The organism is Mesorhizobium tamadayense, from assembly GCF_003863365.1.
In the GTDB taxonomy this organism is placed as follows: domain Bacteria; phylum Pseudomonadota; class Alphaproteobacteria; order Rhizobiales; family Rhizobiaceae; genus Mesorhizobium; species Mesorhizobium tamadayense.
Genome location: NZ_RQXT01000054.1, coordinates 22,790 through 49,065, shown reverse-complemented (window position 1 = coordinate 49,065; position 26,276 = coordinate 22,790). Strand labels below are relative to the sequence as shown.

At 64.7% G+C, this 26,276-nt stretch carries 21 protein-coding genes; 10 read left to right on the top strand and 11 right to left on the bottom strand.

What is annotated here, in order from left to right:
- Positions 1–74 precede the first annotated feature (74 nt).
- The 4 genes from otsB to EH240_RS30350 all read right to left on the bottom strand — a co-directional run bounded on the left by otsB (position 75) and on the right by EH240_RS30350 (position 6,071).
- Positions 75–857 (bottom strand): trehalose-phosphatase, encoded by a 783-nt coding sequence (otsB, locus tag EH240_RS30365; RefSeq protein WP_125005496.1) that lies wholly within the window; start codon positions 855–857, stop codon positions 75–77.
- Positions 854–2,644, bottom strand: a complete 1,791-nt coding sequence (locus EH240_RS30360) for an alpha,alpha-trehalose-phosphate synthase (UDP-forming) (RefSeq protein ID WP_125005494.1) — start codon at positions 2,642–2,644, stop codon at positions 854–856. Before EH240_RS30360 ends, otsB begins: the two co-directional genes overlap by 4 nt.
- Positions 2,645–2,795: 151 nt before the next feature.
- Positions 2,796–4,958 carry an amylo-alpha-1,6-glucosidase gene (locus tag EH240_RS30355; protein ID WP_125005492.1) on the bottom strand — a complete coding sequence of 721 codons (2,163 nt, stop codon included), beginning with the start codon at positions 4,956–4,958 and terminating at the stop codon, positions 2,796–2,798.
- 54 nt (positions 4,959–5,012) lie between these two features.
- Positions 5,013–6,071, bottom strand: coding sequence for a glycosyltransferase family 4 protein (locus tag EH240_RS30350; protein ID WP_125005490.1), 1,059 nt, complete (start codon positions 6,069–6,071; stop codon positions 5,013–5,015).
- A gap of 316 nt (positions 6,072–6,387) precedes the next feature.
- On the opposite strand from EH240_RS30350, the gene EH240_RS30345 reads away from it, so the two are divergent.
- Genes EH240_RS30345 through EH240_RS30335 form a run of 3 tightly spaced genes read left to right on the top strand, consistent with a single transcriptional unit; the run spans position 6,388 to position 12,382 of the window.
- The gene (locus EH240_RS30345; RefSeq protein WP_125005487.1) at positions 6,388–8,097 is read left to right on the top strand and encodes a thiamine pyrophosphate-binding protein; all 1,710 of its coding nucleotides are present in this window, start codon (positions 6,388–6,390) and stop codon (positions 8,095–8,097) included.
- Positions 8,098–8,117: 20 nt separating this feature from the next.
- On the top strand, positions 8,118–10,988 hold the full coding sequence (locus EH240_RS30340) for a peroxidase family protein (protein WP_125005502.1): 2,871 nt from the start codon (positions 8,118–8,120) through the stop codon (positions 10,986–10,988).
- Positions 10,985–12,382 carry a hypothetical protein gene (locus EH240_RS30335; protein WP_125005485.1) on the top strand — a complete coding sequence of 466 codons (1,398 nt, stop codon included), beginning with the start codon at positions 10,985–10,987 and terminating at the stop codon, positions 12,380–12,382. Before EH240_RS30340 ends, EH240_RS30335 begins: the two co-directional genes overlap by 4 nt.
- A 63-nt stretch (positions 12,383–12,445) precedes the next feature.
- Here EH240_RS30335 and EH240_RS30330 read toward each other — a convergent pair whose 3' ends face one another.
- The 7 genes from EH240_RS30330 to EH240_RS30300 form a co-directional block, all read right to left on the bottom strand.
- The gene (locus tag EH240_RS30330; protein WP_125005483.1) at positions 12,446–13,216 is read right to left on the bottom strand and encodes an L-iditol 2-dehydrogenase; all 771 of its coding nucleotides are present in this window, start codon (positions 13,214–13,216) and stop codon (positions 12,446–12,448) included.
- A 29-nt stretch (positions 13,217–13,245) separates the two neighbouring features.
- The gene (locus tag EH240_RS30325; RefSeq protein WP_125005481.1) at positions 13,246–13,506 is read right to left on the bottom strand and encodes an SDR family oxidoreductase; all 261 of its coding nucleotides are present in this window, start codon (positions 13,504–13,506) and stop codon (positions 13,246–13,248) included.
- Positions 13,507–13,547: 41 nt separating this feature from the next.
- Positions 13,548–14,276 carry an SDR family oxidoreductase gene (locus EH240_RS30320; protein WP_125005479.1) on the bottom strand — a complete coding sequence of 243 codons (729 nt, stop codon included), beginning with the start codon at positions 14,274–14,276 and terminating at the stop codon, positions 13,548–13,550.
- Between the two features lie 22 nt (positions 14,277–14,298).
- A complete protein-coding gene (locus EH240_RS30315) occupies positions 14,299–15,549 on the bottom strand; it encodes a sugar ABC transporter permease (RefSeq protein ID WP_125005477.1) in 1,251 nt (416 codons plus the stop codon).
- Positions 15,546–16,361, bottom strand: coding sequence for an ATP-binding cassette domain-containing protein (locus EH240_RS30310; RefSeq protein WP_125005475.1), 816 nt, complete (start codon positions 16,359–16,361; stop codon positions 15,546–15,548). The genes EH240_RS30315 and EH240_RS30310 overlap by 4 nt, the downstream gene beginning before the upstream one ends.
- 196 nt (positions 16,362–16,557) lie before the next feature.
- Positions 16,558–17,625: an ABC transporter substrate-binding protein gene (locus EH240_RS30305; protein WP_125005473.1), complete on the bottom strand. Its 1,068-nt coding sequence runs from the start codon at positions 17,623–17,625 to the stop codon at positions 16,558–16,560.
- Between the two features lie 226 nt (positions 17,626–17,851).
- On the bottom strand, positions 17,852–18,730 hold the full coding sequence (locus tag EH240_RS30300) for an AraC family transcriptional regulator (protein WP_125005471.1): 879 nt from the start codon (positions 18,728–18,730) through the stop codon (positions 17,852–17,854).
- 277 nt (positions 18,731–19,007) lie between these two features.
- Between EH240_RS30300 and EH240_RS30295 the strand changes: the two genes are divergently transcribed.
- The 7 genes from EH240_RS30295 (at position 19,008) to EH240_RS30265 (ending at position 26,272) form a co-directional block, all read left to right on the top strand.
- The gene (locus tag EH240_RS30295; protein ID WP_125005469.1) at positions 19,008–19,610 is read left to right on the top strand and encodes an ANTAR domain-containing response regulator; all 603 of its coding nucleotides are present in this window, start codon (positions 19,008–19,010) and stop codon (positions 19,608–19,610) included.
- A 2-nt stretch (positions 19,611–19,612) separates the two neighbouring features.
- Complete coding sequence (locus tag EH240_RS30290; protein WP_167484220.1) at positions 19,613–20,839, top strand: CmpA/NrtA family ABC transporter substrate-binding protein; 1,227 nt, start codon at positions 19,613–19,615, stop codon at positions 20,837–20,839.
- A 356-nt stretch (positions 20,840–21,195) separates the two neighbouring features.
- The gene (locus tag EH240_RS30285; protein WP_125005465.1) at positions 21,196–22,512 is read left to right on the top strand and encodes a CmpA/NrtA family ABC transporter substrate-binding protein; all 1,317 of its coding nucleotides are present in this window, start codon (positions 21,196–21,198) and stop codon (positions 22,510–22,512) included.
- A gap of 108 nt (positions 22,513–22,620) precedes the next feature.
- Positions 22,621–23,511, top strand: coding sequence for a nitrate ABC transporter permease (ntrB, locus tag EH240_RS30280; RefSeq protein ID WP_125005463.1), 891 nt, complete (start codon positions 22,621–22,623; stop codon positions 23,509–23,511).
- Between the two features lie 10 nt (positions 23,512–23,521).
- Positions 23,522–24,319, top strand: coding sequence for an ABC transporter ATP-binding protein (locus tag EH240_RS30275; RefSeq protein ID WP_125005461.1), 798 nt, complete (start codon positions 23,522–23,524; stop codon positions 24,317–24,319).
- Positions 24,320–24,726: 407 nt separating this feature from the next.
- Entirely contained in the window at positions 24,727–24,906 is a 180-nt protein-coding gene (locus EH240_RS30270) for a hypothetical protein (protein ID WP_125005459.1), read from the top strand.
- A gap of 64 nt (positions 24,907–24,970) precedes the next feature.
- Positions 24,971–26,272, top strand: coding sequence for an MFS transporter (locus EH240_RS30265; RefSeq protein WP_125005457.1), 1,302 nt, complete (start codon positions 24,971–24,973; stop codon positions 26,270–26,272).
- Positions 26,273–26,276: the final 4 nt, after the last annotated feature.

The following is a 26,276-nucleotide window of genomic DNA, read 5'->3' as shown; positions in this document are numbered from 1 at the left end:
CAAGTAGCCGGTCGGTGCAGCCTTGTGTAAAACGGTCTCCTTGGCGGGGCCGTTTTCGCGCACCTTGAATTGCTCTAAGCAACGAGACTGTCGCTGGTCGCTTGTTCAGCAGCGTTGCCGAAATTCGCTTTGAGCCAGGCAATTGCGCCGGCGACGTCTGCGATTGCGAAATGCGCCGCGGTCTCGCCCTGCGGCTTCACGCGGATAGATATCCCGCCCGCGGCATTGACGGTGTCGAAGCCGTTCTCATCCGAGGTGTCGTCGCCGAGGAATACCGCGCGGCGGCCGGTGAAGGGATCGAACTGCATGAAGCGCCGGATCGCCGCGCCCTTGGCAGCCTCCAGCGGCATCAGCTCGACGCCGGCGTTGCCGGCGATCACGCGGTATCCTTCGGGCAGGCGGGCGAGTGCCGCCTCGACCAGTTCCGTCGCGCGGGCCAGCAAATGCGGCGCCGCCCGCGTGTGGATGGCGAGCACCGGGCCCTTGCGCTCGACATAGACAGCCTTGCTTGCGAGCTCCAGCTCGATCTCGTCGGCAAGCGCAGCCATATCGGCCGGCGCGTCAGCGGCCTCGATTTGCCCGTCCGGCGTGAGCCTGTGCTCCAGCCCGTAGAGGCCGGCAATGCGCAATTTCAGTGGCTCGAAAAGCCGGTCGACGTCGGCGATCGATCGGCCGGTGATGAAGGCCAGCGCTCCATCCAGACGGCGTTCGATCGTCTGCAGCAGAAACAGCAGTTCCTCGCTGACCGACACGCTGTCCGGGTGCGCTGCGTGCTCCAGCAGCGTGCCGTCAATGTCGAGGAACAGCGCCCATCGGCCTTCGGGAAGGCGTGGCGTCAGGTCTGTCTGGGTATTCATCGGTAACCGGCTGCCTGTCTGCGTTCGAACATGGGGACGACATTGTCGCCATTGAGGCTCACCTGCCGGTCGGATAGGGCCGTGACCCGGTCGAGCTCGCCGCGCTTCCTCAACCGCGCCGCGTCGAGCAGCATGCTGCCGGCCCAGCGATAGACATTGTTGTCGCGCACAATCTCGCGCATGCGCCGCATGCGCTCGCGCTGTTCGTCCGGCCCCATGGTGAGCGCCTGCAGCATGGTTTCGCTCATCATAGCCGCGTCGTAAGGATTGACGATCAGCGCCTCCAGCAGCTCGCGCGCGGCGCCGGCGAATGTGCTGAGCAGGAGCACGCCCTGCTCGTCGTCGCGCGAGGCGACGAACTCCTTGGCGACCAGGTTCATGCCGTCATGCAGGCTGGTGACCAGGCAGATGTCGGCCGCGCGATAGATCTCGTAGACGTTCTTCTGGGAGTGATGCTCGGCCACCAGGACGACGGGGCGGTAAGTCTCGCTGCCGTAGCGCTCATTGAGCTCCTCGGCGAAGCGTAGGCATTCCTCATGCAGGTGCTTATAGGCAGGCAGCGTGCCTCGGCTGGGCGCGGCGATCTGCAGGAACACCACCTGCCCGATCGTTTCAGGGTGGCGGATGAACAGCTCCTCCAGCGCGTGGAAACGATCGAGGATGCCTTTGGTGTAGTCGAGGCGTTCGACGCCGACGCAGAGCTTGGCGTCCGCCAGAATGCCGAACCGCTCGCGGACGCGTGCCTGGGATTCCGCGACCGATGGCAAGGTCTTCAGGAGCTCGACGGGCCATTCGATCGAGATCGGATAGGCATGCACCAGCGTCGTCTGGCCGCCATAGGACACGGCGGCATCCGCGCGCTCGATCCGGCTCTCCATGAAGCGATCGACGCTCTCGGTGAAGTTGTTGGCGTGGAACTGGGTGTGGAAGCCGATGATCGAGCTGCCGAGCAGTCCGTCGAGGATGCGTTCGCGCCACGGGCAGATGCTGAACACCTCCGAGTTCGGCCACGGAATGTGCCAGAAGGTGATGATGATCGCCTCCGGCAGGCGCTCGCGGATCATGCGCGGCAGAAGCGCGAAGTGATAATCCTGGACCAGCACGATCGGCCGCTCGTTGCGCGCCTCGGCGACCACAGTATCGGCAAACTTGCGGTTGACGGCCTCGTAAGCCTCCCAGTCGGAATCGCGGAAGGTCGGACGGGTGAAGGCGATATGGCAAAGCGGCCATAAGCCTTCATTGGCGAAACCCAGATAGTAGCCCTGATATTGCTCATCGGTCAGCCAGACCCGGCGCAGCGTATAGGACGGATTGCCGGGCGGCACCTGCACCCGGTCGTCGCCGTCGACCACCACGCGGTCGGCGCTGCCGCCGCCATAGGCAATCCATGTGCCGGCGCAGACGCGCGTGATCGGCTCGAGCGCCGAGACCAGTCCGCTCGCCGGCACGACCAGTTCGACCTCGCCGTTCTTTTCATTGTGGATGTAAGGCTCGCGGTTGGAGACGACGATCACCTGCGCATCCGGCAGGTCCTCTGCGAGGATCTTGCGCAGCGTCTCCGGCGACCACGTGACCAGGGCGGCGTCGACGGACTGCCCGTTCTTCTCGAATTCGCGCAACACCTTGCGCGCGGCTTCCGAAGCGACGTCATCGCTTGAGTTGGGCATGCTCGCCGCCCTCGAATGGTAACGACGATGGCGGGATACTGAGATGAAGATCGCTAAAGCGGAAAGTCCGAGGCTCGCGAGGATGAGGACCCATAAAAATTCGGCGCCATACTGTGTCATTGAAGTGTCAGGTTGCCTCCGGCTGTCCGCTATTTTGTTTTTTGGGTATTCCGGCTGCGGACCGGCAGGCCGGTATGGGTTGGCAACGCACAAAGCGGTCGTCGGTTCCGACATTTTTTGATTGTTGAACGCGTACTTGCAGAAATCTCTTCTAGGTCCGCACGATCAGCGGGACCAGGCCTTCGTACCGGTCGGCGAGAAAGGCGACGACACGGTCGCCGACGCGCTGGAAGGTGAGATCCACGGACTTGTCGCCGACCGTCAGATGCCGGATCGTGAGCATATCGATGCCGATCGGCAGCCTTGGGCGCGTGACGCGCAATTCGCCTTCCCAGCCGTCGACTTCCAGGCCGAGGCAGGCCTGCATCAGCATGAAGGCGGAGCCGGCCGACCATGCTTGCGGCAGGCAGGCGACCGGATAAGCGATCGGCGCTTCGCCGGGCGCGCGGATGAAGCCGCAGAACAATTCCGGCAACCGCATGTTGAAATGCACGGCGGACTCGAAAGTGCCGCTCATCAGCCGCACCACGCCGTCGCGTTCGCCATAGCGCGCCAGGCCAACGCCGCAGATCGCGGTGTCATGCGGCCAGATCGAGCCGTTGTGGTAGGACATCGGGTTGAAGAACACTTCGTCGTCGGCGAGCGTCCTCAGCCCCCAGCCGGAATGGAAAGAGGCCGAAAGCAGCTGGTCAGCGACCATCTTCACCCGCTCCGGCTGCGGCAGCCCGACATAGAGGAGATGCCCGACATTGGAGGTTCGCACCTTGCAGGGCTCGCCGTCGCCGTCGATGGCAAGGGCGTAGAAGTTGAGATCGTCCATCCAGAAGTCACGCTCGACGGCGACCCGCATTTCCTCGGCGCGGTTTTCCCAGTGCTCTGCGTCGGCGAACTCGCCGCGACGACGGGCGAGAGCGGCAAGACCCCGGTAGGCGGCAAAGACATAGCCCTGCACCTCGACCAGGGCGATCGGCCCTTTGGGCATGCGCCCGTCGGCGTGGAAGACCGAATCGAAACTGTCCTTCCAGCCCTGGTTGGCCAGACCGGACTCGGCCGCGCGCTGGTAGGTGACGAAGCCTGTCTCCCGGCTGGCCTCTTCCGTCCATTCGGCAGCCGCCTTGAGCGATGGCCAGAGCTTGTCGATGAAAGCCATGTCGCCGGTGCGGTCCGCATAGGCGCAGGCGAGATGGATGTAGAGAGGCGTGGTGTCGACGCCGCCATAGTAGCGGCCGAAAGGAAGCTCGCGCAGCGCCGTCATCTCACCCTTACGCGTCTCGTGCATGATCTTGCCCGGCTGAGAATCGCTGAAAGGCAATGTTTCCGTCGCCTGATGCTCGGCGAGGAATGCCAGCACGCCGCGCGCAAGCCCGGGATTGAGCCAAAGCATCTGCAGTCCGGAGATCACGCCGTCGCGGCCGAAGGCGGTCGAGAACCACGGGATGCCGGCATAGGGATAAGGCCCGGTAGGAAGTTCGGTGGTGAGCAGAGCCACGTCGGCGCGAGCGCGCTCGACCCAGTCGTTGAAGACGCGGCCGGAACTCCACACCGTGGCGCCGTGACGACGCTTGGCGCGCATGCCGAAACGCGCGCGGGCCGCTGCTGCACGGAAGCGGTCGCGGCTAGGCGTCTCCTCTGCTCCGGGGCCGACCTCGACGTAAAGCACCCTGCTGCTGCGCTTGGTCACTGCGATCAGGAAGTCGGCGCGATTGTCGCTCAACCGGTCGGGCGCCAGTGAGAACGAGATCGCCGATAGGCGCGGCAGACCGTCCAGCCCGTCATAGCCAAGCAGCACCGAGGCCTTGTCGGTCTTGGCGACATGCACCGTTCCACGCTTCGGACGCGTCGAGCCGCGCACCTCGAACATGTCGCGGAAGTCGGCGGCGAAATGCAGCGAGATTGTGATGGTCGAATGCTCGCGGCTGTAATTGGAAAGCGTGATGCGCTCGAACAGCCTGTCCTGCCAGATCAGCCTGACGCGTTCTATGTGTATGGCGCCTTGCGGAATATCGCGGCCGGCGGCGCTCTGGATCGGCAGATTGGTCAGGTTGCTGGTGAACAGCACATTGTCCTGGCTGAGCGATGCGCCGAGCAGCGACATCTGCCGGCCGCCGACGGTCAGGCGGAATTCGGACAGAACGCGCGTATCGTCACGGAAGAAACCGTCGCCCGCGCCCCTGATGTCGCCGTAGGCGTCAGTGACGGCAAAACAGTCGCCCTGTTTGAGAGCGAACAGGCGGTGCGGTTCCCGCGGCGCCATTTCGTCGAGCAAGGCAAGAGCCGCGGCGGGATCGAGCTTGCGCTCGTCGAGCTCCGTCATTCGTCACCTCTTCGTTTGTCGCCTCGAAAGCGATGCCCCCAAAGGCAATGAAGATCAGGAGGCCTTCGCCTCCGGGGCGCTGATCAGGCGCATATAGGCGGCGAGATAGTCGCGCGCCATCCTGGTGGCTGAAAACCGCTTTTCGAAGACCGCCCTCACCTGCCGCCGGTCGAGCTGGAGAAGGGCGGGCACCGCAGCGACGGCTTCTTCTACTGAGTCTATCACGAAACCTGTCAAGTCCGGGTCGATGATCTCAGGCAAGGCGCCGCAATTCCAGGCGATCACCGGTGTGCCGCAGGCCATGGCCTCGATCGGGGCAAGGCCGAACGGCTCCGGCCAGTCTATGGGGAACAACAGCCCAGCGGCGTTGCCGAGGAACTCCGCCTTCTCGTCTTCCGCGATCTCGCCGACATAGTCGACGCGGTCGCCGTCGATCAGGGCTTCGATGTTGTCGTGAAAATAGGCGCGGTCGTCATCGCCGATCTTGGCCGCCAGCTTCAGCTTCAATCCGGACCGACGCGCGATCTCGATCGCGCGGTCGGGCCGCTTGTCGCGCGAAAGGCGCCCGAGGAAGGCCAGATAAGGTTCTGCGGCGGGCTTCTCATAGGCCGGCGGATAGGCGTCGACCGGAATCCCGTGGTGGATCGTCGCCAGCCAGTTGGCATCGGGCAATCCCCGCTTCTGGCTGTGCGAGATGGAGATCATCGGAAAGCGCGGGAAGCGCGTGTAGGCCGGCGCCAGGTCGACATAGTCGAGCCTGCCATGCGGCGTCGTCACCGTTCGTCCTGCAATGTGCTCGAAGAACGGAAAATGCACGAAATGGCTGAGATGGAAGTGGATGACGTCGAACTCGCCGGCCCGTTCGCGCACATCGCAGAGCATCGCCAGATGCGCCGCGATCTCGGACTTCTTCGGCCGCGGATCGAGACGGATCGCCTGGTCGCGGCCGGGCACCAGCCGTGCGGAGGTCTCGCTGTCACCGCTCGCGAACAGCGTTACATCGTGCCCCAGATCCACCAGCGCTTCGGTGAGATAGAAAACGATCCGCTCGGTGCCGCCATAAAATCTCGGGGGGACGGATTCGTAGAGCGGCGCGACATGGGCAATGCGCATGGATTCCCTCAAACTGCTGATGGGAAGCAAAATGCGCCAGCCGCGAGATCGTTCCTCTCAATCGACCCTTGCCGGTAGCGGAATGCGCGCCGGCAAGGTCCCGATTTGCCAACGCGCGTCGCAAATACTTGGCTTCTTTGCCTTGAGCTTCGCCTCCATTTTCCACGAATGTTAGCCGCTTCACAGTCAGCGCCCGGATCACAGGACAAATTGCCGAAGACTGTTTGATTTCAATTTAAAATACTTTGCCCACACCGGCTGGCCGGCATCGAGGCCGCTTCGACTGCTGGGTCGCGAGGGCAATGGTGCGTTGCCGATGAGGATCTACGAGGCAATCGTCAAAGGACTGGAAGGGATCGGCGTCGGCGCCGCATTCGGCGGCGCGGGCGAGAATGCCGCCGGACTGATGCTGGCGCTGAAGCATTCCAAGGCGATACGGCCGGTGATCACCCGGCATGAGCAGGCGGCATCCTTCATGGCCTGCAGCTACGCCATGTTCTCGGGCCGCCTCGGCGTCTGCTTCGCCACCGCCGGCCCCGGCGCCTTCAACCTGTTCTCCGGCCTCGCGGTCGCGATGTCGGATTCCTATCCGGTGCTTGCCATCTCCGGCTTCGCCTCGCGCCGGTGGACCGGCAAGGGCGCGCTGAACGAGACGTCGGGCGTGAGCCGCACGCCGGACTCGCAGGCGATGTTTGCCGCGACGACGAAGAAATCCTTCCTGCTCATCGATGCCTCGAAAACCTGCGATGTGCTGGAAGAAGCCGTCAACACAGCCTTCGAAGGCAGGCCGGGTCCCGTCCACATCCACGTGCCGGAAGACCTTACCGATCATGATGTCTCGGTCGACAATTTCCGTCCGATCGATCTTCGGGTGAAGCCTGTCCTGCCGGACCCGGCGCGAGTGCGGGACGTCGCCGAAACACTTGTGGAGGCGCTGGAGAAGGGCAAGAAGGTGCTGGCGCTGATCGGCTTCGGCGCGGTGAAGAGCGGCGCCGGCCACGAGCTGAAGCAGCTCGTCGAGCGCTATCAGATACCCTTCGCAACCACGCTCGACGGCAAAGGCATCATTACCGAGCGCCATCCGCGGTGCGTCGGCGTCTTCTGCGACAGCGGCCATAGCGCCGCCTGGCGAGCCTTCCTCGATGCCGACCTCGTCCTCGCCGTCGGCAATTCCTTTGCCCAGCATGCGACCTTCGGCTTCCGCGACGACCTGTTCGCCGACCGCAAGCTCCTTCACATCAACATCGACATCGGCGAGATCGACAAGGTCTATAAGGCCGACGGCGCCATCGTCGCCGATGCGAAACTGGCGGTTGGCGCCCTGCTCAACAAGATGTCGGACATGCTTGAGCCGGGCGAGCCGGTTGCGCGAGAGGCGGTCGACTACAGCGACGAGCACATCCTTCACCTCACCGGCAAGATCCATCCCGGCCAGATGGCGCAGGCGCTGTCGAAACGGCTGCCCGACAATGCCGTCGTGCTTGCCGACGCCGGGGCGCATCTCGCCTGGCTCGGCTACTATCTGCAGATCGCGCCGGGCCAGAATTTCCGCAAGCCCGGCGGCTTCGGCCCGATGGCGGGCAACGTCAACGGCGCGCTCGGCGTCAAGCTCGCCCATCCCGAGCGGACTGTTATCGTCGGCTGCGGCGACGGCTGCTATTTGCTCTCGGGCTTCGAGCTGCTCACCGCCGTCCAGTACGACATTCCTGTGATCTGGATCGTCTTCAACAACGCCGAGTTCCAGCTGATCAAGCTCTACCAGCTGCAATCCTATCACGAGTACGGGCTGGTCGATTTCAACAATCCCGACTACGTCGCCTACGCCGAGGCCTGCGGCGCGAAAGGCTATCGCGTCGAGACGCTGGAAGAATTCGAAGCCGCGCTCGAAGAAGCGCTGGCGCTCGGCAAGCCCGCGATCATCGACGCCCACATCACGCGGCTGGCGCTGCCGCATTACAGCGCCTCGCCCGAGGGTGTGGTCGCGGGCGTCGCCGAAATGATCGCGGAGCGTATCCGCCCGGACTGACGAGGAGGCACATCGTGTTGATGCAAGCAGGCAGGCAGGCAACAGCGATTTGGCGCGAGGTACCGCAGGGCTCCGCGGAGGATGAGCGCCGGCTGTTCGAGAAGCTGGCGCAGGACATGATGCATGTCCAGCTCAGGACCAGGCAGCGCTGCAAGGCGGCAGGCATCCAGCGCGCCTTCCATGCCAAGCCGATCTTCGCCTCGATCGACGCGACGCTGCGCTTCAATGACGACCTCCCGGCCGACTTTCGCGCCGGCTTCGCCCAGCCGGGAAAATCCTATCCGGCGATCGTGCGCTTTTCCAACGCGAGCGGCTCGGGCCAGGCCGACTACAAGCCCGACCTGCGCGGCGCTGCGCTGCGCATCAAGGTTTCGGACAAGGAGCAGCACGATCTGCTCGCCACCAACTTCCCCGTTTCGCATGCCCGCGATGCCAGGCAGTTCATCGCCTTCGCCAAGGCGACCGCCGGCGGCACGATCGGCAAGATAATCGGCCTTGTCGGCCTCGCCTTCCGCTTCGGTCCGGTTGAAGTGATCCGCATGCTGAGGAACGTCTCCGCGGGGCGCAATCGCAAGGTGCGCAGCGTCGCGCTGGAAACCTTCTGGAGCCGCGGCGCCATACGCTGGGGCGAGACAACAGCGGTGCGCTATCTGCTGCGGCCGGTGCCGAGTGCAGCCCCCGCGCCCGACCCGTCGGACACGGATGCGAGCTATCTGTCGAACGAGTTCGCCGCACGGCTCGCGGCGGGCGACGTCCGTTTCGAGCTTTGCGTCCAGCCCTTCATCGACGAGCGCTCGACGCCGATCGAGGATACCGCGGTCGAGTGGAGCGAAACCGTCTCGCCGCCGGTGAAGGTGGCGGAGCTCACCATCACCCAGCCTTCGGCCGGCACCGCCGAAGCCTTCACCAACTCGAGGATCATCGACGAGCTCGCCTTCAACCCGTGGAACACGACGGACGAATTCCGTCCGCTCGGCAATCTCAACCGGGCGCGCAAGGTCGTCTATGACGCGAGCGCCGCGCATCGCCTCGCCTATCGCTGGCGCACGGAAGCGCCGCTGCGCAACCGGGTACTTGGCGCCATCGCGCGCCAGTCCTTCGTCGCCATCAATCGCTTCGTCGAATGGCACAAGCTGCCGCTTCGCCTCAGCCTGCTCAATCTCGACGCCTTCCGCTACGTGCTGAGGCAGAAGAACCTGATTGGTACGGAAGCGGTCGAGGCGCCGCCCGAGGCGCGGCCGGAGCCGCAACCGCCGATCGCCGAGCAGGTTCGGCAGACGCGCACCTATGACGGCACCTACAATGACCTGTCGGCGCCGAAGATGGGCGCGGTCGGCGCCACCTTCGGCCGCAACCTGAAACCGGCCTACGCGCCCGACCTGTTCGACACGCCTAACCCGGTCGTCGTCGCCGAGAAGCTGCTGCATCGCGAGACCTTCATCCCGGCACGCTCGCTCAACATCCTTGCCGCGGCCTGGATCCAGTTCCAGGTGCACGACTGGGTGAACCATGCCCGCAATCCCCTCGGCACCAACGACATCGTGGTGCCGCTTCCTCCCGGCATGAAGTGGACGAATTCGGTCGGCGGCAAGCCGGAGCAGGTCATGCGCATTGCCGGCAACCAGGAACTGGACCGCGGCCCCGGCTGGCCGCCGGTCTATTTCAGTAACGCCGCCTCGCATTGGTGGGACGGTTCGGAGGTCTATGGTCCGAGCAGCGCCAAGGCGATGATGCTGCGCGAAGGCGCCAAGATCAGGCTGGTCGACAACCACCTGCCGCTCGACATCAAAGGCTTCGAGGTCACCGGCTTCAACGAGAGCTGGTGGCTCGGCCTCAGCGCCATGCACACGCTGTTCGCGCGCGAGCACAACCTGCTCTGCGACGAATTGCGGTCGCGCTACAAGAATTGGGACGACGAGCGCATCTATCAGACGGCGCGGCTGATCGTGTCGGCGCTCATTGCCAAGATCCATACCGTGGAGTGGACGCCGGCGGTCCTCGCCACCAGGGCGATCGAGGTCGGCTTGTCCAGCAACTGGAACGGCCCGCCGGCCAGTGACTGGGTGACCAAATTCGGTCTGTGGCTGCTCGACGAGCATGCATCGACCGGCATCCCGAAGACGATGCCGGACCACCACACCGCGCCCTATTCGCTGACCGAGGATTTCACCACCGTCTACCGCATGCATCCGCTCTTGCCGGACGACTATTGCTTCTACCACCACCGTTCAGGCGAAAAGATCGCCGAGAAGGGCTTCCTCGACATACAGGGCGCCAACGCCGACGACATCATGCGCTCCTTCGGCCTGCGCAACACGCTCTACTCCTTCGGCGTCGCCCATCCCGGCGCGATCGCGCTGCACAACTTCCCGAAATCGCTGCTCAAGCTCGAACGCGACAATGAGATCATCGACCTCTCGGTCGTCGACATCGTGCGCACGAGGCGGCGTGGCGTGCCGCGCTACAATGATTTTCGCGCCGGCCTGCACCGGCCACGCATCAGGAGCTTCGAGGAGGTCACGGCAAGCCCCGAGGACGCGCGGCTGCTCAAGCAGATCTATGGCGACGTCGACAAGATCGATACCGTGGTCGGCCTGCTCTCCGAGCCGGCGCCGGCAGGCTTCGGCTTCAGCGACACCGCCTTCCGCATCTTCATCCTGATGGCGTCGCGGCGGCTCCAGAGCGACCGCTTCCTCACCGTCGACTACCGGCCGGAGATCTATTCGCCCTTCGGCATCGACTGGATCGCCAACAACGGCATGACCAGCCTGATCCTGCGCCACTGCCCCGACCTCGCCTCGGTGCTGCCGAGGACGCAGAGCGCCTTCGCGCCGTGGCGGCCGATCGTGCCGGCCAGCACCGATCCGGCGATGGGCGGAGCAAAGCCATGACGGCGCCGCTCAAGCCGACCCCTGCCGCGAATGGCAGCTTCACCTCGGGGCTCGACATGCTTTTGAAGCGGCCGCTGGTCGAGACGATCTTCCGCCGCCGCACGCACCGCGTCAGCCAGGGCAGCTCGGTGCTCGCCGGCAGCATGAGTTATGTGTCCGACCAGCCGCGCGAGCCGCTGTCGGAACTCGAGGAAGCGGTGCTGATCGCCGTGACCGGCTGCACCGGCCTCACCATGCCCGACCGGCCCTTCGAGGATCCGGCGACGAAGAAGCCGGTCATGGCCAAGCCCAATCTCATCATGGCCGGTCGCACCGCGGGCAGCCCCGACAACGCGCAAGGCACGCACTTCTTCCTGATCAACGACAGCGGCACCTATTTCCTGCGCAAGCTGCCGCCGCCGGCCGACGGCAACACGGCCTTCACGCCCGAGCGGCTGATCGAAAGGGCGCGCGAGGCAAAGCTGCGCATTCTCGACAGGCGGCTCGATGTCGCCGAAGGCCAGCGCGACTTTCCCGCCTATCTCGATTCCAACCGCTTCCTGTCGAACCTGCCGGGCACGACCATCCTGCTGCCGGTGGTCGATCTCTCGCGCCAATACATCAACGGCATGATGTACCTGCTCACCCAGCCTGACGGGGCGCGGCCTGACATCGTCGACGACCGCAACTTCTATCGCTCGGCCGGCGTCAAGCGCTGGGTGAAGAACGGCTTCCTCAACAAGGACCTGAAGATCCCGCTCGGCGCCATCGGCTCGCTGCGCACGCAGATCGAGGCGGACCTGCTCTTGCAGAACATCTTCCTTGTCGCCGACGCCATGGGGCTTGGCGCCTGGATCCACGGTTCGATCAGCCCGCCTGTCCTGCTCGGCGATCCGAAATTCTCAAAGACCTACGGCGCGATGCTCGGCTTCGACGTGGCGGTGCCGCGGTGGCGCCTCATGGACCTCTTGCGCTGGCACGTGCCGTTGCCGAAGTACTCCAACCTGCGCAGCAACCCGATCGGCCTGCGCTTCAAGGGCGAGCACCTGATCAAGGGCATGTCGCCGCCCTATTACGATTCGATGGCCGACGCCGTCGCCGAAGTGGTCGAGGAGAAGTTCGGCAAGGGCGGCCTCTACTCAGACGAGAAGCTGTTCTCGGAAATCTATAAGGGCGACTACGGACACCGCTATCTCAGCGAGGCCGCCGTCTACACGCAGGACGTCGTCGATTGCGTGCGCGACATCTGCACCTACATCTTCGAGACGCACGGCCGCTTCCCGGCGCACTGCGACGCTATCCACGTGCCCGGCATCTGGCTGCAGGTGCATCACGTCGATGTCGGCTACTATCAGCACTTCTTCCGCAACGGCCTGACCGACGCGCATCTCAACCACGCGCGCGACTGGCACTGATCCGGGTGACAGCGCCGTAGCGCTCGCCAGCGGTCTCTCGGGCGACCGCGCTGCGAGCGTCAATCAGCTCATCCAGTTGCCGCCGTCGACATTGAGCGTCTGCGCCACGACATAGTCGGCATCGCTCGACGCCAGGAAAACGGCGGCGCCCCGGTAGTCGTCGGGTTCGCCCATGCGTCCCGCCGGCACCGCCAGCCCGACCTGCCGCTTCTTCTCGCCGACCGGCAGGTTCTCGTAGCGTGCGAACAGCGCGTCGACCTGGTCCCACATCGGCGTGTCGACCACGCCCGGCGCGATGCCGTTGACGTTGATGCCGTGCTTGATGAGCGCAAGGCCCGCCGATTGCGTGATGCTGATCACGGCGGCCTTGGTCGCGCAGTAGACGGCGACCAGCGCCTCGCCGCGCCGGCCCGCCTGCGAGGCCATGTTGATGATCTTGCCGTGGCGTCCTTGCGCGACCATGCGCTTGGCCACCGCTTGCAGCGTGAACAGCAGCCCTTTCACATTGACCGAGAATTGAAGGTCGAAGCTCTTTTCCGAAATCTCCAGAAGCGGCCCCATGTCGAAGACGGCGGCGTTGTTGATCAGGATGTCGATGCCGCCATGGGTCCTTGTCACCGAATCGACCATCGCCTCGATCGAGGCGAGATCGCGCACGTCGAGCCCCAGGGCGGAAACCCCGCTTCCCACCTCGTGTGCCAGCGCTTCCGCCTTGTCTACGCCCAAGTCGGCGATGACGACTTGGGCGCCTTCAGCGGCGAAGCCGCGCACGATAGCCGCCCCGATCCCTTGCGCGCCGCCGGTCACGACGGCGACCTTGTCCTTCAGTTTCATGCCGGTTCTCCTGTCTCAGCGCCCCAGTCTCAGCGCGTGGTATAGCCGCCATCGATGACCAGCACCTCGCCGGTGACGTAGCTCGAGGCGGGAGAGCACAGGAAAAGTGCAGCCGCCGCAACCTCCTCGGGCTGGCCGACGCCATCGGCGTCACGCCGCGCCAGATCGGGAACCATTCGGGATTTTCGATGCCGCCGCGCGAAAGGCCCCGTTTCGATATCGCCGGGCGCGACGGCGTTGACGCGGATGTTCTCCCCCGAGACCTCGCTGGCGAGGCTCTTGGTCATCATGGCTGCGGTTCCGTTTCAGCGAAAGCCGGTCGGCCAGGCGCTCAGATGTCCACGCTCTGCGGCAGGATGACGAGGTCGCGGATGGTGACGTTGCGCGGCCGCGTCAGCATGAAGAGCACGGCGTCGGCCACTTCCTTCGGTTCCATCAGGCTGCCGGCGGCCAGCGCTTCTTCCATCTTGGCCCTAGGCCAGTCGCTCAGCAGCGCCGTCACCACCGGACCGGGAGCGACGGCGCCGACGCGGATGCCGTGCTTCAGCACCTGGCGGCGAAGCGTATGGACGAAGGCCTGCACGGCGAATTTCGAAGCCGTGTAGATCGGCTCCCAGACCACGGGAACGAAGCCGGCGACGGAACTGGTGACGATGATGTCGCCGCTCTTCTTCTCGATCATGTGCGGCAGCACCGCATGGACCGTGCGGAAGACGGCGTTGACGTTGAGGTTGAGCATCCGGTCCCACTGGTCGGGGTCGCCCGACGCCACCTCGCCGCCGACATAGGTGCCGGCATTGGCATGGAAGATGTCCAGCGTGCCGGCCTTCTCCAGTATCTCGGGCATCATGCGGTTGACGCTCGCCGGGTCGAGCAGGTCGGTGACCACGACGCAAGCATTGTCGCCGAGCTCGGCGACGAGCGCCTTCAGCCGATCCTCGGCCCGGTCGACCAGGACGACCTTGGCGCCGGCGGCGAGCATGGCTCGGGCGCATTCCAGCCCGATGCCGGAGGCAGCACCAGTGATTGCGGCAACCTTGCCGGAGAGACTTTCAGACATTGCGATCCTCTTCGATGAGCCGTCAGGCGCGGCCATGTGAGACGCGCGAGCGGCGGGCGAGAGAATCGACGATGACCGCGATCGCCAGCACGCAGCCGGTGATCATGTACCGGAGCGAGGATGACAGATCGAGCAGCGTCAGGCCGCTTGCGATGGATTGGATGACGATGATGCCGAGCAGCGCCGAATAGGCGCTGCCGCGGCCGCCGAACAGGCTGGTGCCGCCGATGACGGCCGCCGCGATGGCGTTGAGGTTGACGTCGCCGGTGCCGGCCTGTTGGCTGGCGGTTGCCAGGCGTGCTGCCGACAGCAGGCCGCCTGTCGCCGCCAGCGTGGCGCAGAGCGCGAAGGCGCTGGTGTAGATCAGGCGCACGTTGATGCCGGCGCGGCGCGCCGCCTCGCGGTTGCCGCCGACGGCGGTCATTGAGCGGCCCCATTGGGTCCGCTTCAGCGCATAGTTCATGGCCACGACCAGGCCGACGAACAACGCGAACATCCAGGGCACGCCGCGCGACTGGTTGAGGTAATAAGTCACCAGCTCGAGCACGAGCGTCATCGCTACGGCCTGGAGCAGAAGCCCGCCGAGAGAACGCGAGGACAGCCCGGCGGCCCGGCGGCGCTGTGCCTTGCGATAGCCGAGGAACAATCCGAGCACGCCCGGCACCACAGCCAGCGTGTGCGACACCCAATACGGCATGACCAGCAACTGGCCGAAATCCACCATCGGGGAATCGTAAGGCAGGTTGATGGAACCGGTCGGGCCGAGGATGTAGAGCTGCAGTCCCAGGAAGGCGAGCAACCCGGAAAGCGTCGAGACGAAGCTCGGCATGCCGAGCCTGTTGAGCAGCAGCGCGTAGACGCAGCCGGTCACGAACCCGACCGCCATGGCAGCTACGATGGCAAGCGCGACCGGCCAGCCCCACTGGACCCACAGCACGCCGAGCAGCGCCGAAGCCAGTCCGCTGACGGAGCCGACGGACAGGTCGATCTCGCCGACCATCAGAACGCAGACGATGCCGAGCGAGATGATGCCGACAGTCGAGCAGTCGAACAAAAGGTTCACCAGGTTGTTCGGCGACAGGAACACCGGGTTGAGCGTCTGGAAGATGGTGCAGATCAAAACCAGCCCGACAACCACCGGCAGCGAGCCGAGATCGCCGGACCGGACGCGGTCGAGAAAGCCCTGGATGGCGCCCTTCGCGCCGCTGCGATCCTTCAGCCGCTCGTCGCCGCGATCGAGCAGCGCGCCGGGATTGCGGTCGGAGACGGTCATGGCTGTTCTCCCCCGGCCCTCGCCTCGGCCGTACGCCTGCCGCGTCGCGAGACCGCATTGTCGTCGGCGCCGGTTATCGCGGTCACCAGTTCCTGATTGGAGGCGCCGGGCAGGAAGATGCCGTTGTTGCGGCCGAGCCTCAGCACCACGATGCGGTCGGCCACGGCGCGCACGTCCTCCATGTTGTGGCTGATCATGACGACGCCGAGCCCGCGATCCCGCACGCGTTCGATAAGGTTCAGCACCTCGGCTGTCTGGGCGACACCGAGCGCGGCGGTCGGCTCGTCGAGAAGGATGACCCTAGGCTCCATGAGCAGCGAGCGGGCGATCGCGACCGTCTGGCGCTGTCCGCCAGACAGCGATGCCACCGGCTCGCGCACACTGGGAATCCGCGCCGACAATTCGTTGAGCAGCTTCCAGGCGCGAACCTCCATCGAGACCTCGTCGAGGCGAAGGGGATGGAGCTCGCGGCCGAGGAAGATGTTGGCCACGACATCGAGGTTCTCGCAGAGCGCCAGGTCCTGGAAAACGGTGGCGATGCCGAGCTTCAGCGCCGCGGCAGGGTTCGCCAGCGTCACCGGCTGGCCGTCGAAGGTGATCGAGCCGGAGCTGGGCATGTGCGCGCCGGCGAGTATCTTCACCAGCGTCGACTTGCCGGCGCCGTTGTCGCCGACGAGCGCCACGATCTCGCCGGCATTGATGTCGAGATCGACATCGGTCAGGGCCGACACCGCGCCGAAATTCTTCGAGATGCCGCGCAGGCTGAGCACCGGCTGGCGGCTTGTCGTGGATGGGGCGTCGGGTATTGCCATGGCCTGTCTCTCTTCCGCGTTTGGTCGGTATGTCCGGCCGCCAGGAGGTAGCGGCCGGACAGGCCCGGCTGTCAGCCCCGATGGGCCTGCCGAGCATATCGCAGGCGACGCGGTTTGTGGCGCGCCGCTCTTGGAAGACGATGCCGCCTGGGCGACATCGCTTCTAGAAGACGATACGGCTGCGCCGCATCGCTTCTTATTCGATGCCGAGCTTCTTGCAGCCTTCGGCGTAGCGGTCGGTGCAGAGCTGCGCGGCGGTCTGGATCTTCTTGTCGATGATCTCGGCCTTGAGATTCTCCTGCGTCACCACCGCCGGCACGAACAACTGCGAGGGCGTGTCGTAAAGCGTCGTCTCGGCTTTCGGAGTCTCGCCCTTGAGAAGCTGCACCGCGACGTTTGCCGCAGCCGCTGCAACGATTTCACTGGGCTTGGAGATAGTGTTGTACTGGTCGCCGGCAATGACAAGCTGCAGAGCCGCGATGGTGGCGTCGTTGCCGGTCACCGGCGGCACCGGATCGACGCCGGCGGCCTTGAACGCGGCAATGGCGCCGCCGCCCGTGCCGTCATTGGCGGCGACCACGCCGACGATCTTGTTGCCGAAGCGCGAGATCTGCCCCGCCGCCCATTGCTGGGCATTCGACGGCGCCCAGTTCGGCGTGTCGAACTCGGCGAGCGTCTTGTAGCTGCCGGTCTTGAGGCCTTCATGGATGCCGTCCTTGATCAGGCCCGCCGCGGCGTCGGTTGGCGAGCCGTTGATCTGCAGCACGCCGACATCGCCGTCGCTCGACACGCCCTTGGCCTTGAGATGCTCCACCAGCGAGGCGGCGATCGCCTTGCCGATGGCCTTGTTGTCGAACGACACGTAGAAATCGGCCTTGGTGTCGGGGATCGGACGGTCATAGGCGATGACCTTGACGCCCTGGGCCTGCGCGTTGTGCACCAGCGACGCCGCCGCCGCGGAATCCACCGGATCGAGCACGACCACCTTGGCGCCCTGGGTGATGACCGAATTGAACTGCTGCTGCTGCTTGGTGACGTCGGCGTCGGCGTTAAGGTAGAGCACCTTGCAGCTGTCGCAGAGTTTCTTCATTTCGGCGACGAAACCCGGATGGTCGTGCTCCTCGTAACGCGTCGAGCCCTGGTCGGGCATCAGGAACGCGACCGTGGAGCCGGCGATATCCTGCGCGTTGGCAAACGTCGCGCCGAAGGCGAGGCCCGAGACGGTCAAAGCGGCCGCGGTCAGTCTGGACATGTATCTGGACATAAGGTCTTCTCCATTCCCGTTGTTTGTTGTAACGGACCCCGATGCCGGCCGCGGATGTCTGCCCGCGCTGCCCGATCGGAAGTCCAGCGAGCTCGTGCAGCAGCCTAACGGCTTCCTCCCGATGGCATGACACGAGGCAATACTCATCCGTCGCTGGTTCGCTTGCGCGACCCATCGCTTCGTCTTGGTTCTTGTTTAAGGCTTGTTTCTCCTCCCAAACTCCTTTCTATGCGGCGCGTGCGGCCGCGAAATTGTCCGCAACCAGTCGTCTGAACTGCGAAGGCGGCATGCCCTTCTCGGCCAGGAACTGGCGATTGAAGTTCGACAAATTGTTGAAGCCGACCTCGAAGCAGACGTCCGAAATCTGCGCCTGCTCGTCGCTCATCAGGATCTGACAGGCGAGGTTGATGCGCAGGCGCTTGATGTATTGCAGCAGCGACATGCCGGTGTGCTTGCGAAACGACCGCGAGAACGCGCTCGGCGTCTGGCCCGCGATTGCCGCAAGGTCGCCTTCATTGAACGGATGGGTCAGGTTCTCGCGGATATAGGCCAGCGCCTGGTTCATGCCGGCCGACATGTATCCCGACGGGTCCGGCAGATAGTTTTCGCTGGCCAGCACGCGCGGCGCGCTCTCGCGGCTCAGCGCTTCCATGATCGACATGAACAGGCTGATCCGGTGCACGCCATAGGCATGCGTGATCTCCGCCATCAACGGCATGACCTGTTGGCTCACCCCCTTGCCGAACAGGACGCCGCGCCGCGACAGGTCGAGCAGCGGGGAGATGGCGCCAAGCTCGGGAAAGGTCGAGATCGCGCCGCCGATGAATTCCTCGCTGAACTGGATCAGCCTGCAGCGCAGGGGGACGGACTCGGGAACCTCGCTGATCCAGTTGTGCGGCAGGTTCGGGCCGGTGAGCACGAGATTGCCGATCTCGAACTCGCCGATGAAATCGCCGACGAAATAGCGGCCGGTGGTCGCGACGATCTGGTGCAACTCGTATTCGGGATGAAAATGCCAGCGCACCGTATGGTACGGATAACCGTGCCACCTCACCGCGAATGACTCGCCAGGCCTTATCTGTATGACTTCCAGATCGGGTCCCATGCTTCCTCCCGGAGGCTGTCGGGTATTTTCAGCCTTCGAACCGCGGCCATTTGTTTGGCTCATCTAGGGTCACGATAACGGCGGCCAAGGGCCTCCGCCACCTCGCCACGCCGCGCCAACTGATACGTTTTTGACCATTTTGGGCCAGCGAAGGAGCTATCTTCGAAAATCCGCCAGACCCAGCCTGAGGATATCGAAGATCGACCAGTCGCGCCAAAGTTCGCTTTCGGTCACACTACCGCATTGCACAATTCCGGCCCGACTGCACAATAGGCGCATGTCCGCCGGTTCGTTGACCATCCTTGTTATCGACGAGAACCGCATCCGCGCCTCGATCATCGAGGCCGGATTGCGGGACGCCGGCCATATTCACGTCACGGTGGTCCATGACGTGGCCGGTATCGCCAGGCGCATCACCGAGATCGAGCCTGATGTCATCGTCATCGATCTCCAAAATCCCAACCGTGACATGCTGGAGAACATGTTCCAGCTTTCGCGCGCGGTAAAACGGCCGATCGCCATGTTCGTCGACCGCTCCGACCAGGCCTCGATCGAGGCGGCAGTCGATGCCGGTGTGTCCGCTTATGTGGTCGACGGGCTGAAGAAGGAGCGCATCAAGCCGATCCTCGACATGGCGATCAGCCGCTTCAACGCCTTTTCGCGCATGGCGCGCGAGTTGGAGGAGGCGCGCAGCGAGCTCGAGAACCGCAAGGTCATCGATCGCGCCAAGGGCATATTGATGAAGTCGCGCGGCTTGAGCGAAGAGGCAGCCTACGCGCTTCTGCGCAAGACCGCCATGAACCAGAACCGCAAGATCGCCGAGATCGCCCAAAGCCTGGTGACGGCGGCGGGATTGCTGGGTCCACTGGAGGGCGAATGAGCATGACTGCCGCGCATCAGATCACCGCCGGCTTCATGCCGCTCTTCGACAGCGCCGTCCTGGTCGTGGCCGGCGAGATGGGCTTTGCCGCCCGCGAGGGCATCGAGCTCAAGCTGCATCGCGAGACCTCCTGGGCCAACATCCGCGACCGCATCGCCATCGGCCATTTCGATGTTGCCCATATGCTTGGCCCGATGCCGCTCGCCTGCAGCCTCGGCCTCACGCCGCTTGCCTCCGAGACCATCGTGCCCTTCTCGCTCGGGCTCGGCGGCAACTGCGTCACCGTCTCCAATGCGGTGTGGGAAGGCATGGCGGCGCACGGGGCCGCGCCCGACCTCGAGCCCGCGCGGGCCGGCACCGCCCTTGGCGTATTTATCCGTGAGCGGGCGGCGGCCGGCCGTGAGCCGCTGCGCTTCGCCGTCGTGCACCCGCATTCCGGGCACAATTACGAGCTGCGCTATTGGCTCGCCGCCTGCGGCATCGATCCCGACCGCGACATCGAGATCGTCATCGTGCCACCGCCCTTCATGGCCGATGCGCTCTCCGCCGGCCGCATCGACGGCTATTGCGTCGGCGAGCCCTGGAACAGCGCCGCGGCCGCCGCCGGCACCGGCCGCATCGTCACCGTCAAGGCGCTGCTCTGGCGCAACAGCCCGGAAAAGGTGATTGGCGTCCGCAGAAGCTGGGCCGAGGAAAACCCGGAGGCGCTGGCCGCGCTTTTGAGAGCGCTGCATCATTCGGCCCGCTGGTGCCAGGATCCGGCAAACCGCGGCGCGCTGGCGGCGCTGATGGCCAGGCCCGCCTTCCTCGGCCAGCCGGAGGCGATCCAGATGCCGGTCCTCACCGGACGCCTGCTGCTCGGCGGCGGCGCCGAACGCAGCGTCGAGGATTTCTTCCTGCCCTTCGACAAGGCGGCGAACTTTCCCTGGAAGAGCCATGCGCTGTGGTTCTACACTCAGATGGTGCGCTGGGGACAGCTGGCGCACACGCCGCAAAACCTGGCCATCGCCCGCGACTGCTATCGGCCCGACCTCTACCGCTCGGCGCTGAAGCCGCTCGGCGTGGCCTTGCCTGGCGCCAATGCGAAGGTCGAGGGCGCGCTTAAGGTCGCGACGCCGGTCGGTTCGGCAGGCGCAAGCCTGGTCCTTGGCCCTGATGGCTTCTTCGACGGCGAGATCTTCGATCCCGACCGGATCGACGCCTACATCGCCGGCCAGAAACGCGCCTGATCATTTGCGCGCCATTCTTGTGCATTGCACAAAAAATATGCGTGCGCTTGCGCTAATGAACAATCTTTGTCCTGCTCGCCTTGCGGGCCGGCGCGCAGGCCATTGCAGCATATAATTGAATTGATTTATTTTTTTCATCCAGCCCGAAACTGGCACAGTTCCTGCTTTGCAATAGGCAGGCTCCCCAGGAGTCACGGAATAGGCGTCCAATGGCGGGCGCCACAGGCAAAGCTGCCGCTCAGGTCGATACGCGATCCCGGATGGACGGACGCGCACGGCCTGGCCGGTAGCTTTTTTGTTTTGACCGACCACGCAATCGACTCGCCGGTCCCAAGCGGCGCCCAATGGAGATGACGATGACGAAACGGATCGGAACTGGAACGATGCTGAAGGACCTGACGCGGCGCGATTTCCTCGCCAGCAGCGCTGTGACGGCAGGGCTGCTCGTGGCGGCACGCAAGCTGTTTCCCTCCGGCGCCTATGCGGCGACCACCGCGCCCGAGGTGACCGGCGCCAAGCTGGGCTTCATCGCCCTGACCGATGCAGCACCCCTGATGATCGCCAAGGAGAAGGGGCTGTTCGCCAAATACGGCATGCCCGATGTCGAGGTGCTGAAGCAGGCCTCCTGGGGCGCGACGCGCGACAATCTGGTGCTCGGCGGCGAGGCCAACGGCATCGATGGCGCCCACATCCTGACGCCGATGCCTTACCTCATGCACACCGGCAAGGTGACGCAGAACAAACAGCCGCTGCCGATGGCGATCGTGGCGCGGCTAAACTACGACTGCCAGGGCATTTCCGTCGCCCAGGAATATGCCGCCACGGGCGTCGGCCTCGACGCCTCGAAGCTGAAGGAGGCCTTCGCCGCCAAGAAGGCGGCCGGCAAGGAAGTCAAGGCCGCGATGACCTTCCCGGGCGGCACGCATGACCTCTGGCTGCGCTACTGGCTGGCCGCCGGCGGCATCGACCCCGACAAGGACGTCTCGACGATCGTCGTGCCGCCGCCGCAGATGGTGGCCAACATGAAGGTCGGCAACATGGATGTATTCTGCGTCGGCGAGCCGTGGAACGAGCAACTCGTCCACCAGGGCATCGGCTTCACCGCCGCGACCACGGGCGAGCTCTGGAAGGGCCATCCGGAAAAGGCGCTCGGCCTGCGCGCCGCCTTCATCGAGAAATACCCCAACGCCACCAAGGCGATCCTGATGGCCGTGATGGAGGCCCAGCAATGGTGCGAGGCCATGGAGAACAAAGAGGAGATGGCCTCGATCATCGGCAAACGACAATGGATGAACGTGCCCGTCGCCGACATCATCGGTCGCCTCAAGGGCGATATCAACTACGGCAACGACCGCGTCGCCAAGGGCACCGACCTTTACATGAAGTTCTGGAAGGGTGGGGTTTCCTATCCCTTCAAGAGCCACGATGCCTGGTTCCTCGCCGAGAACATCCGCTGGGGCAAGTTCGCGCCGACCACCGACATCAAGGCGCTGGTCGACCAGGTGAACCGCGAGGATCTGTGGCGCGAGGCGGCGAAGGATCTGGGCGTCGCCGCAAGCGAGATCCCGGCATCGCCCTCGCGCGGCGTCGAGACCTTCTTCGACGGCAAGACCTTCGATCCGGCCAACCCGTCCGCCTATCTCAACAGCCTGAAGATCAAGGCTTCGGCCTAAGCGCAAACGGCGCTGGCGCCGTTTGTCGCCATCAGCGCAAGCGCAGCAAAGCGCGACGGCGCCCTTCGCGCCGTCGTCGCCAACACCGCCCAAGGAGTTTGCCAGGACATGTCCATCCAATCCGTCGAGGACACCAAGGTGAAGGCGTTTCCGGTAAAGCCCGCCGAGGTCATCGCCTTCACCGCCAAGGCGAGGCGCCGCATCAGCCCGCTCGCCATTGCCCGCCGGTTGGCGACGGCGCTGGTGCCGCCGGCCGTCGTCATCCTCATCCTGCTCGTCGTCTGGCAGCTGGCTTGCTCGTCGCCGACGGCCAGCCTGCCGCCGCCAAGCCAGGTGTGGAACGAGGCCTATGACCTGATCGCCCATCCGTTCTTCGACAACGGACCGCAGGATATCGGTCTTGCCTGGCGCGTGTTGATCTCGCTGCAGCGCGTCGCCATCGGCTTCGGCATGGCGGCGGCGGTCGGCGTGGCGCTGGGCGCGCTCGTCGGCCAGTCGGTCTGGGCGATGCGCGGCCTCGACCCGGTGTTCCAGATCCTGCGCACCGTGCCGCCGCTCGCCTGGCTGCCTCTGTCGCTCGCCGCCTTCCGCGACTCCAACCCGTCGGCGCTGTTCGTGATCTTCATCACCTCGATCTGGCCGGTGATCATCAACACCGCCGTCGGTGTCCGCAACATCCCCGAGGACTACCGCAACGTCGCCCGCATCCTGCGGCTCAACCAGCTCGAATTCTTCATCAAGATCATGGTGCCGGCCGCCGCGCCTTACATCTTCACGGGTCTCAGGATCGGCATCGGGCTGTCCTGGCTCGCCATCGTGGCCGCCGAGATGCTCACAGGCGGCGTCGGCGTGGGCTTCTTCATCTGGGACGCTTGGAACTCGTCGCGGCTGCCCGACATCATCGTCGCCCTCGTCTATATCGGCGTCACCGGCTTCTGCCTCGACCGGCTGGTCGCAGCGGCCGGCGCCTTCGTCACCCGCGGCACAACGGCAAAGTGAGGAGGGCGCCATGACCGCCTATCTGAAGCTCGACCATATCGACAAATCCTTCGTCCGTGGCGGCCAGGTCAGCGAGGTGCTGAGGGACATCAGGCTCACCATCGACGCCGGCGAGTTCGTCTCCATCATCGGTCATTCCGGCTGCGGGAAGTCGACCTTGCTCAACCTGATCGCCGGGCTGACCAAGGTTTCCAAAGGTGCCGTGCTGCTCGAGGACAAGGAGGTCGACAGCCCCGGCCCGGAGCGCGCCGTGGTGTTCCAGAACCACTCGCTGCTGCCCTGGCTCACCGTCTACGAGAACATCAACCTTGCCGTGTCCAAGGTCTTTGGCCGGACAAAAAGCCGGGCAGAGCGGCACGGCTGGATCATGCGCAACCTCGACCTCGTGCAAATGGCGCATGCCAAGGACAAGCGTCCGGCCGAGATTTCCGGCGGCATGAAGCAGCGCGTCGGCATCGCCCGCGCTCTCGCCATGGAACCGAAGATCCTTCTGCTCGACGAGCCGTTCGGCGCGCTCGACGCGCTGACCCGCGCTCACCTCCAGGATGCGGTGATGGACATCCATGCCAGACTGGGCTCGACCATGATCATGATCACCCACGACGTCGATGAGGCGGTGCTTCTGTCCGATCGCATCGTGATGATGACCAACGGTCCGGCGGCCACCATCGGCGAGGTGCTTTCAGTGCCGCTCGCCCGCCCGCGCCGGCGCATCGAGCTTGCATCTGACCGCACCTTTCTGCGCTGCCGCGAGGCCGTGCTGAAGTTCCTCTATGAACGCCATCGCTTCGTCGAAGCTGCGCAGTAGCGCCACGACCAAAACTCGTCATCATCGGCAATGGGACAATCTGCAACGACAATGGGCAATCTGCCGCACTGCACAAATAATATGCTGCTATGCGAGCATTCTGACTAATCTTTGATCCGCCGCCGGGCTCGATCAACAATCGCGCGGCCACGGTTTCGCATTGATTTTATTTGATTATTTCGATGTCTGCCAAATTGGCACGCTTCTTGATTGTCAGAAATGTAGGCCCGCAAGGGCCAAGAGACACGGCGTCCAATGGCGGGCGCCACAGGCAAAGCTGCCGCTCAGGTCATCACGCGATCCCGGATGCACGGACGCAGGAAGGCCTGGACGGCAGCTTTTTTGTTTTGAACCCGAACACGAAAATCGATGGCGCCGATCCCAGACGGCGCCAACCGGAGACGACGATGACGAAACGGATCGGAACTGGCGCTGCGCCGAAGGATTTCACCCGCCGCGATGTCCTGGCGAGCAGCGCCCTGACGGCGGCGCTGTTCACCGCCGCGCTCCTGCTCTTCCCCACCAGCCACGAAGCAGAGGGCAAAGGTCCGCAAGCGACCGCGCAAGTCCCGGTCTCGCCGCGCTGACCGATGCCGCGCCTCTGATCACCCCAACAAGCGGTGCCTCCCACACCGCAAACCGGAGCCAACCATGACCGCAAACCTCCCAGCCGCGCCCAGCCAGGACAGTGCTTCCCGGCAGGCGCTCGTCGTGTCCACCATCGCCTTCACCGTCTGCTTCGCGGTGTGGACCATCTTTTCCATCATCGGCGTGCGCATCAAGCAGGAGCTCGGCCTGAACGAGACCGAGTTCGGCCTGCTGGTCGGCACGCCGATCCTCACGGGCTCGCTCGTGCGCATCGTGCTCGGCGTCTGGACCGACCGCTACGGCGGCCGCCTGGTCTACACCGTGACCATGCTAGCGGCGGCGGGCGCAACCTTCCTGCTCGCTTTCGCGCACAGCTATGGGCAGATGCTGGTCGCGGCCCTTGGCGTCGGCCTCGCCGGCGGCTCCTTCGCCGTCGGTGTCGCCTATGTCTCGCGCTTCTTCCCCGCCGGAAAACAGGGCACCGCGCTCGGCATTTTCGGCGTCGGCAATGTCGGCGCCGCGGTCACCAAGTTCCTGGCGCCGTTCGTGCTCCTGTCCTGGGGCTGGCAGTCGGTCGCGCTGATCTGGGCCGCGGCATTGGTGGTCATGGCCGCCGTGTTCTGGTTCATGACCGACGATGATCCGGTCATCCGCGAGCGCCGCGCCGGCAAGGCAACGCCCGCGAGAAGCTTCTGGCAGGAATTCGCGCCGCTGAAGAACCTGCAGGTCTGGCGCTTCGCCTTCTACTACTTCTTCTCCTTCGGCGCGTTCGTGGCGCTATCGCTCTGGCTGCCGCGCTACCTGATCGGCGTCTACGGCTTCGGCATCGCCACCGCCGGCATGATCGGCGCCGCCTATTCGATCCCTGCGAGCATCTTCCGCGCCTATGGCGGCGTGCTTTCCGACCGCATCGGCGCGCGTACCGTGCTCTACTGGACTTTCACCGTCTGTGCCGTCGCGACCCTGGTTCTGTCTCTCCCCTCGGCAGACTACGTCGTGCGCGGCATCAGCGGGCCGATCCCCTTCCATTTCGAGATCGGCCCGCTCGCCTTCATCGCCGTCGCCTGCGTGCTCGGCTTCTTCATGAGCCTCGGCAAGGCCGCCGTCTACAAGCACATCCCCGTCTATTATCCGCAGAGTGTCGGCGCGGTCGGCGGCGTGGTCGGCATGATCGGCGGCCTCGGCGGCTTCATCCTGCCGATCGCCTTCGGCGCGCTGAACGACTTCACCGGCGTCTGGTCGAGCTGCTTCATGCTGCTGTTCCTGATCGTCGTCTCCTGCCTGGTCTGGATGCATCTCACCGTCCGCCGGATGGAGCGCGCGGCCGAGGTCGACACCCCGTCCCTTTCCTATGCCGCCGAATAGACCG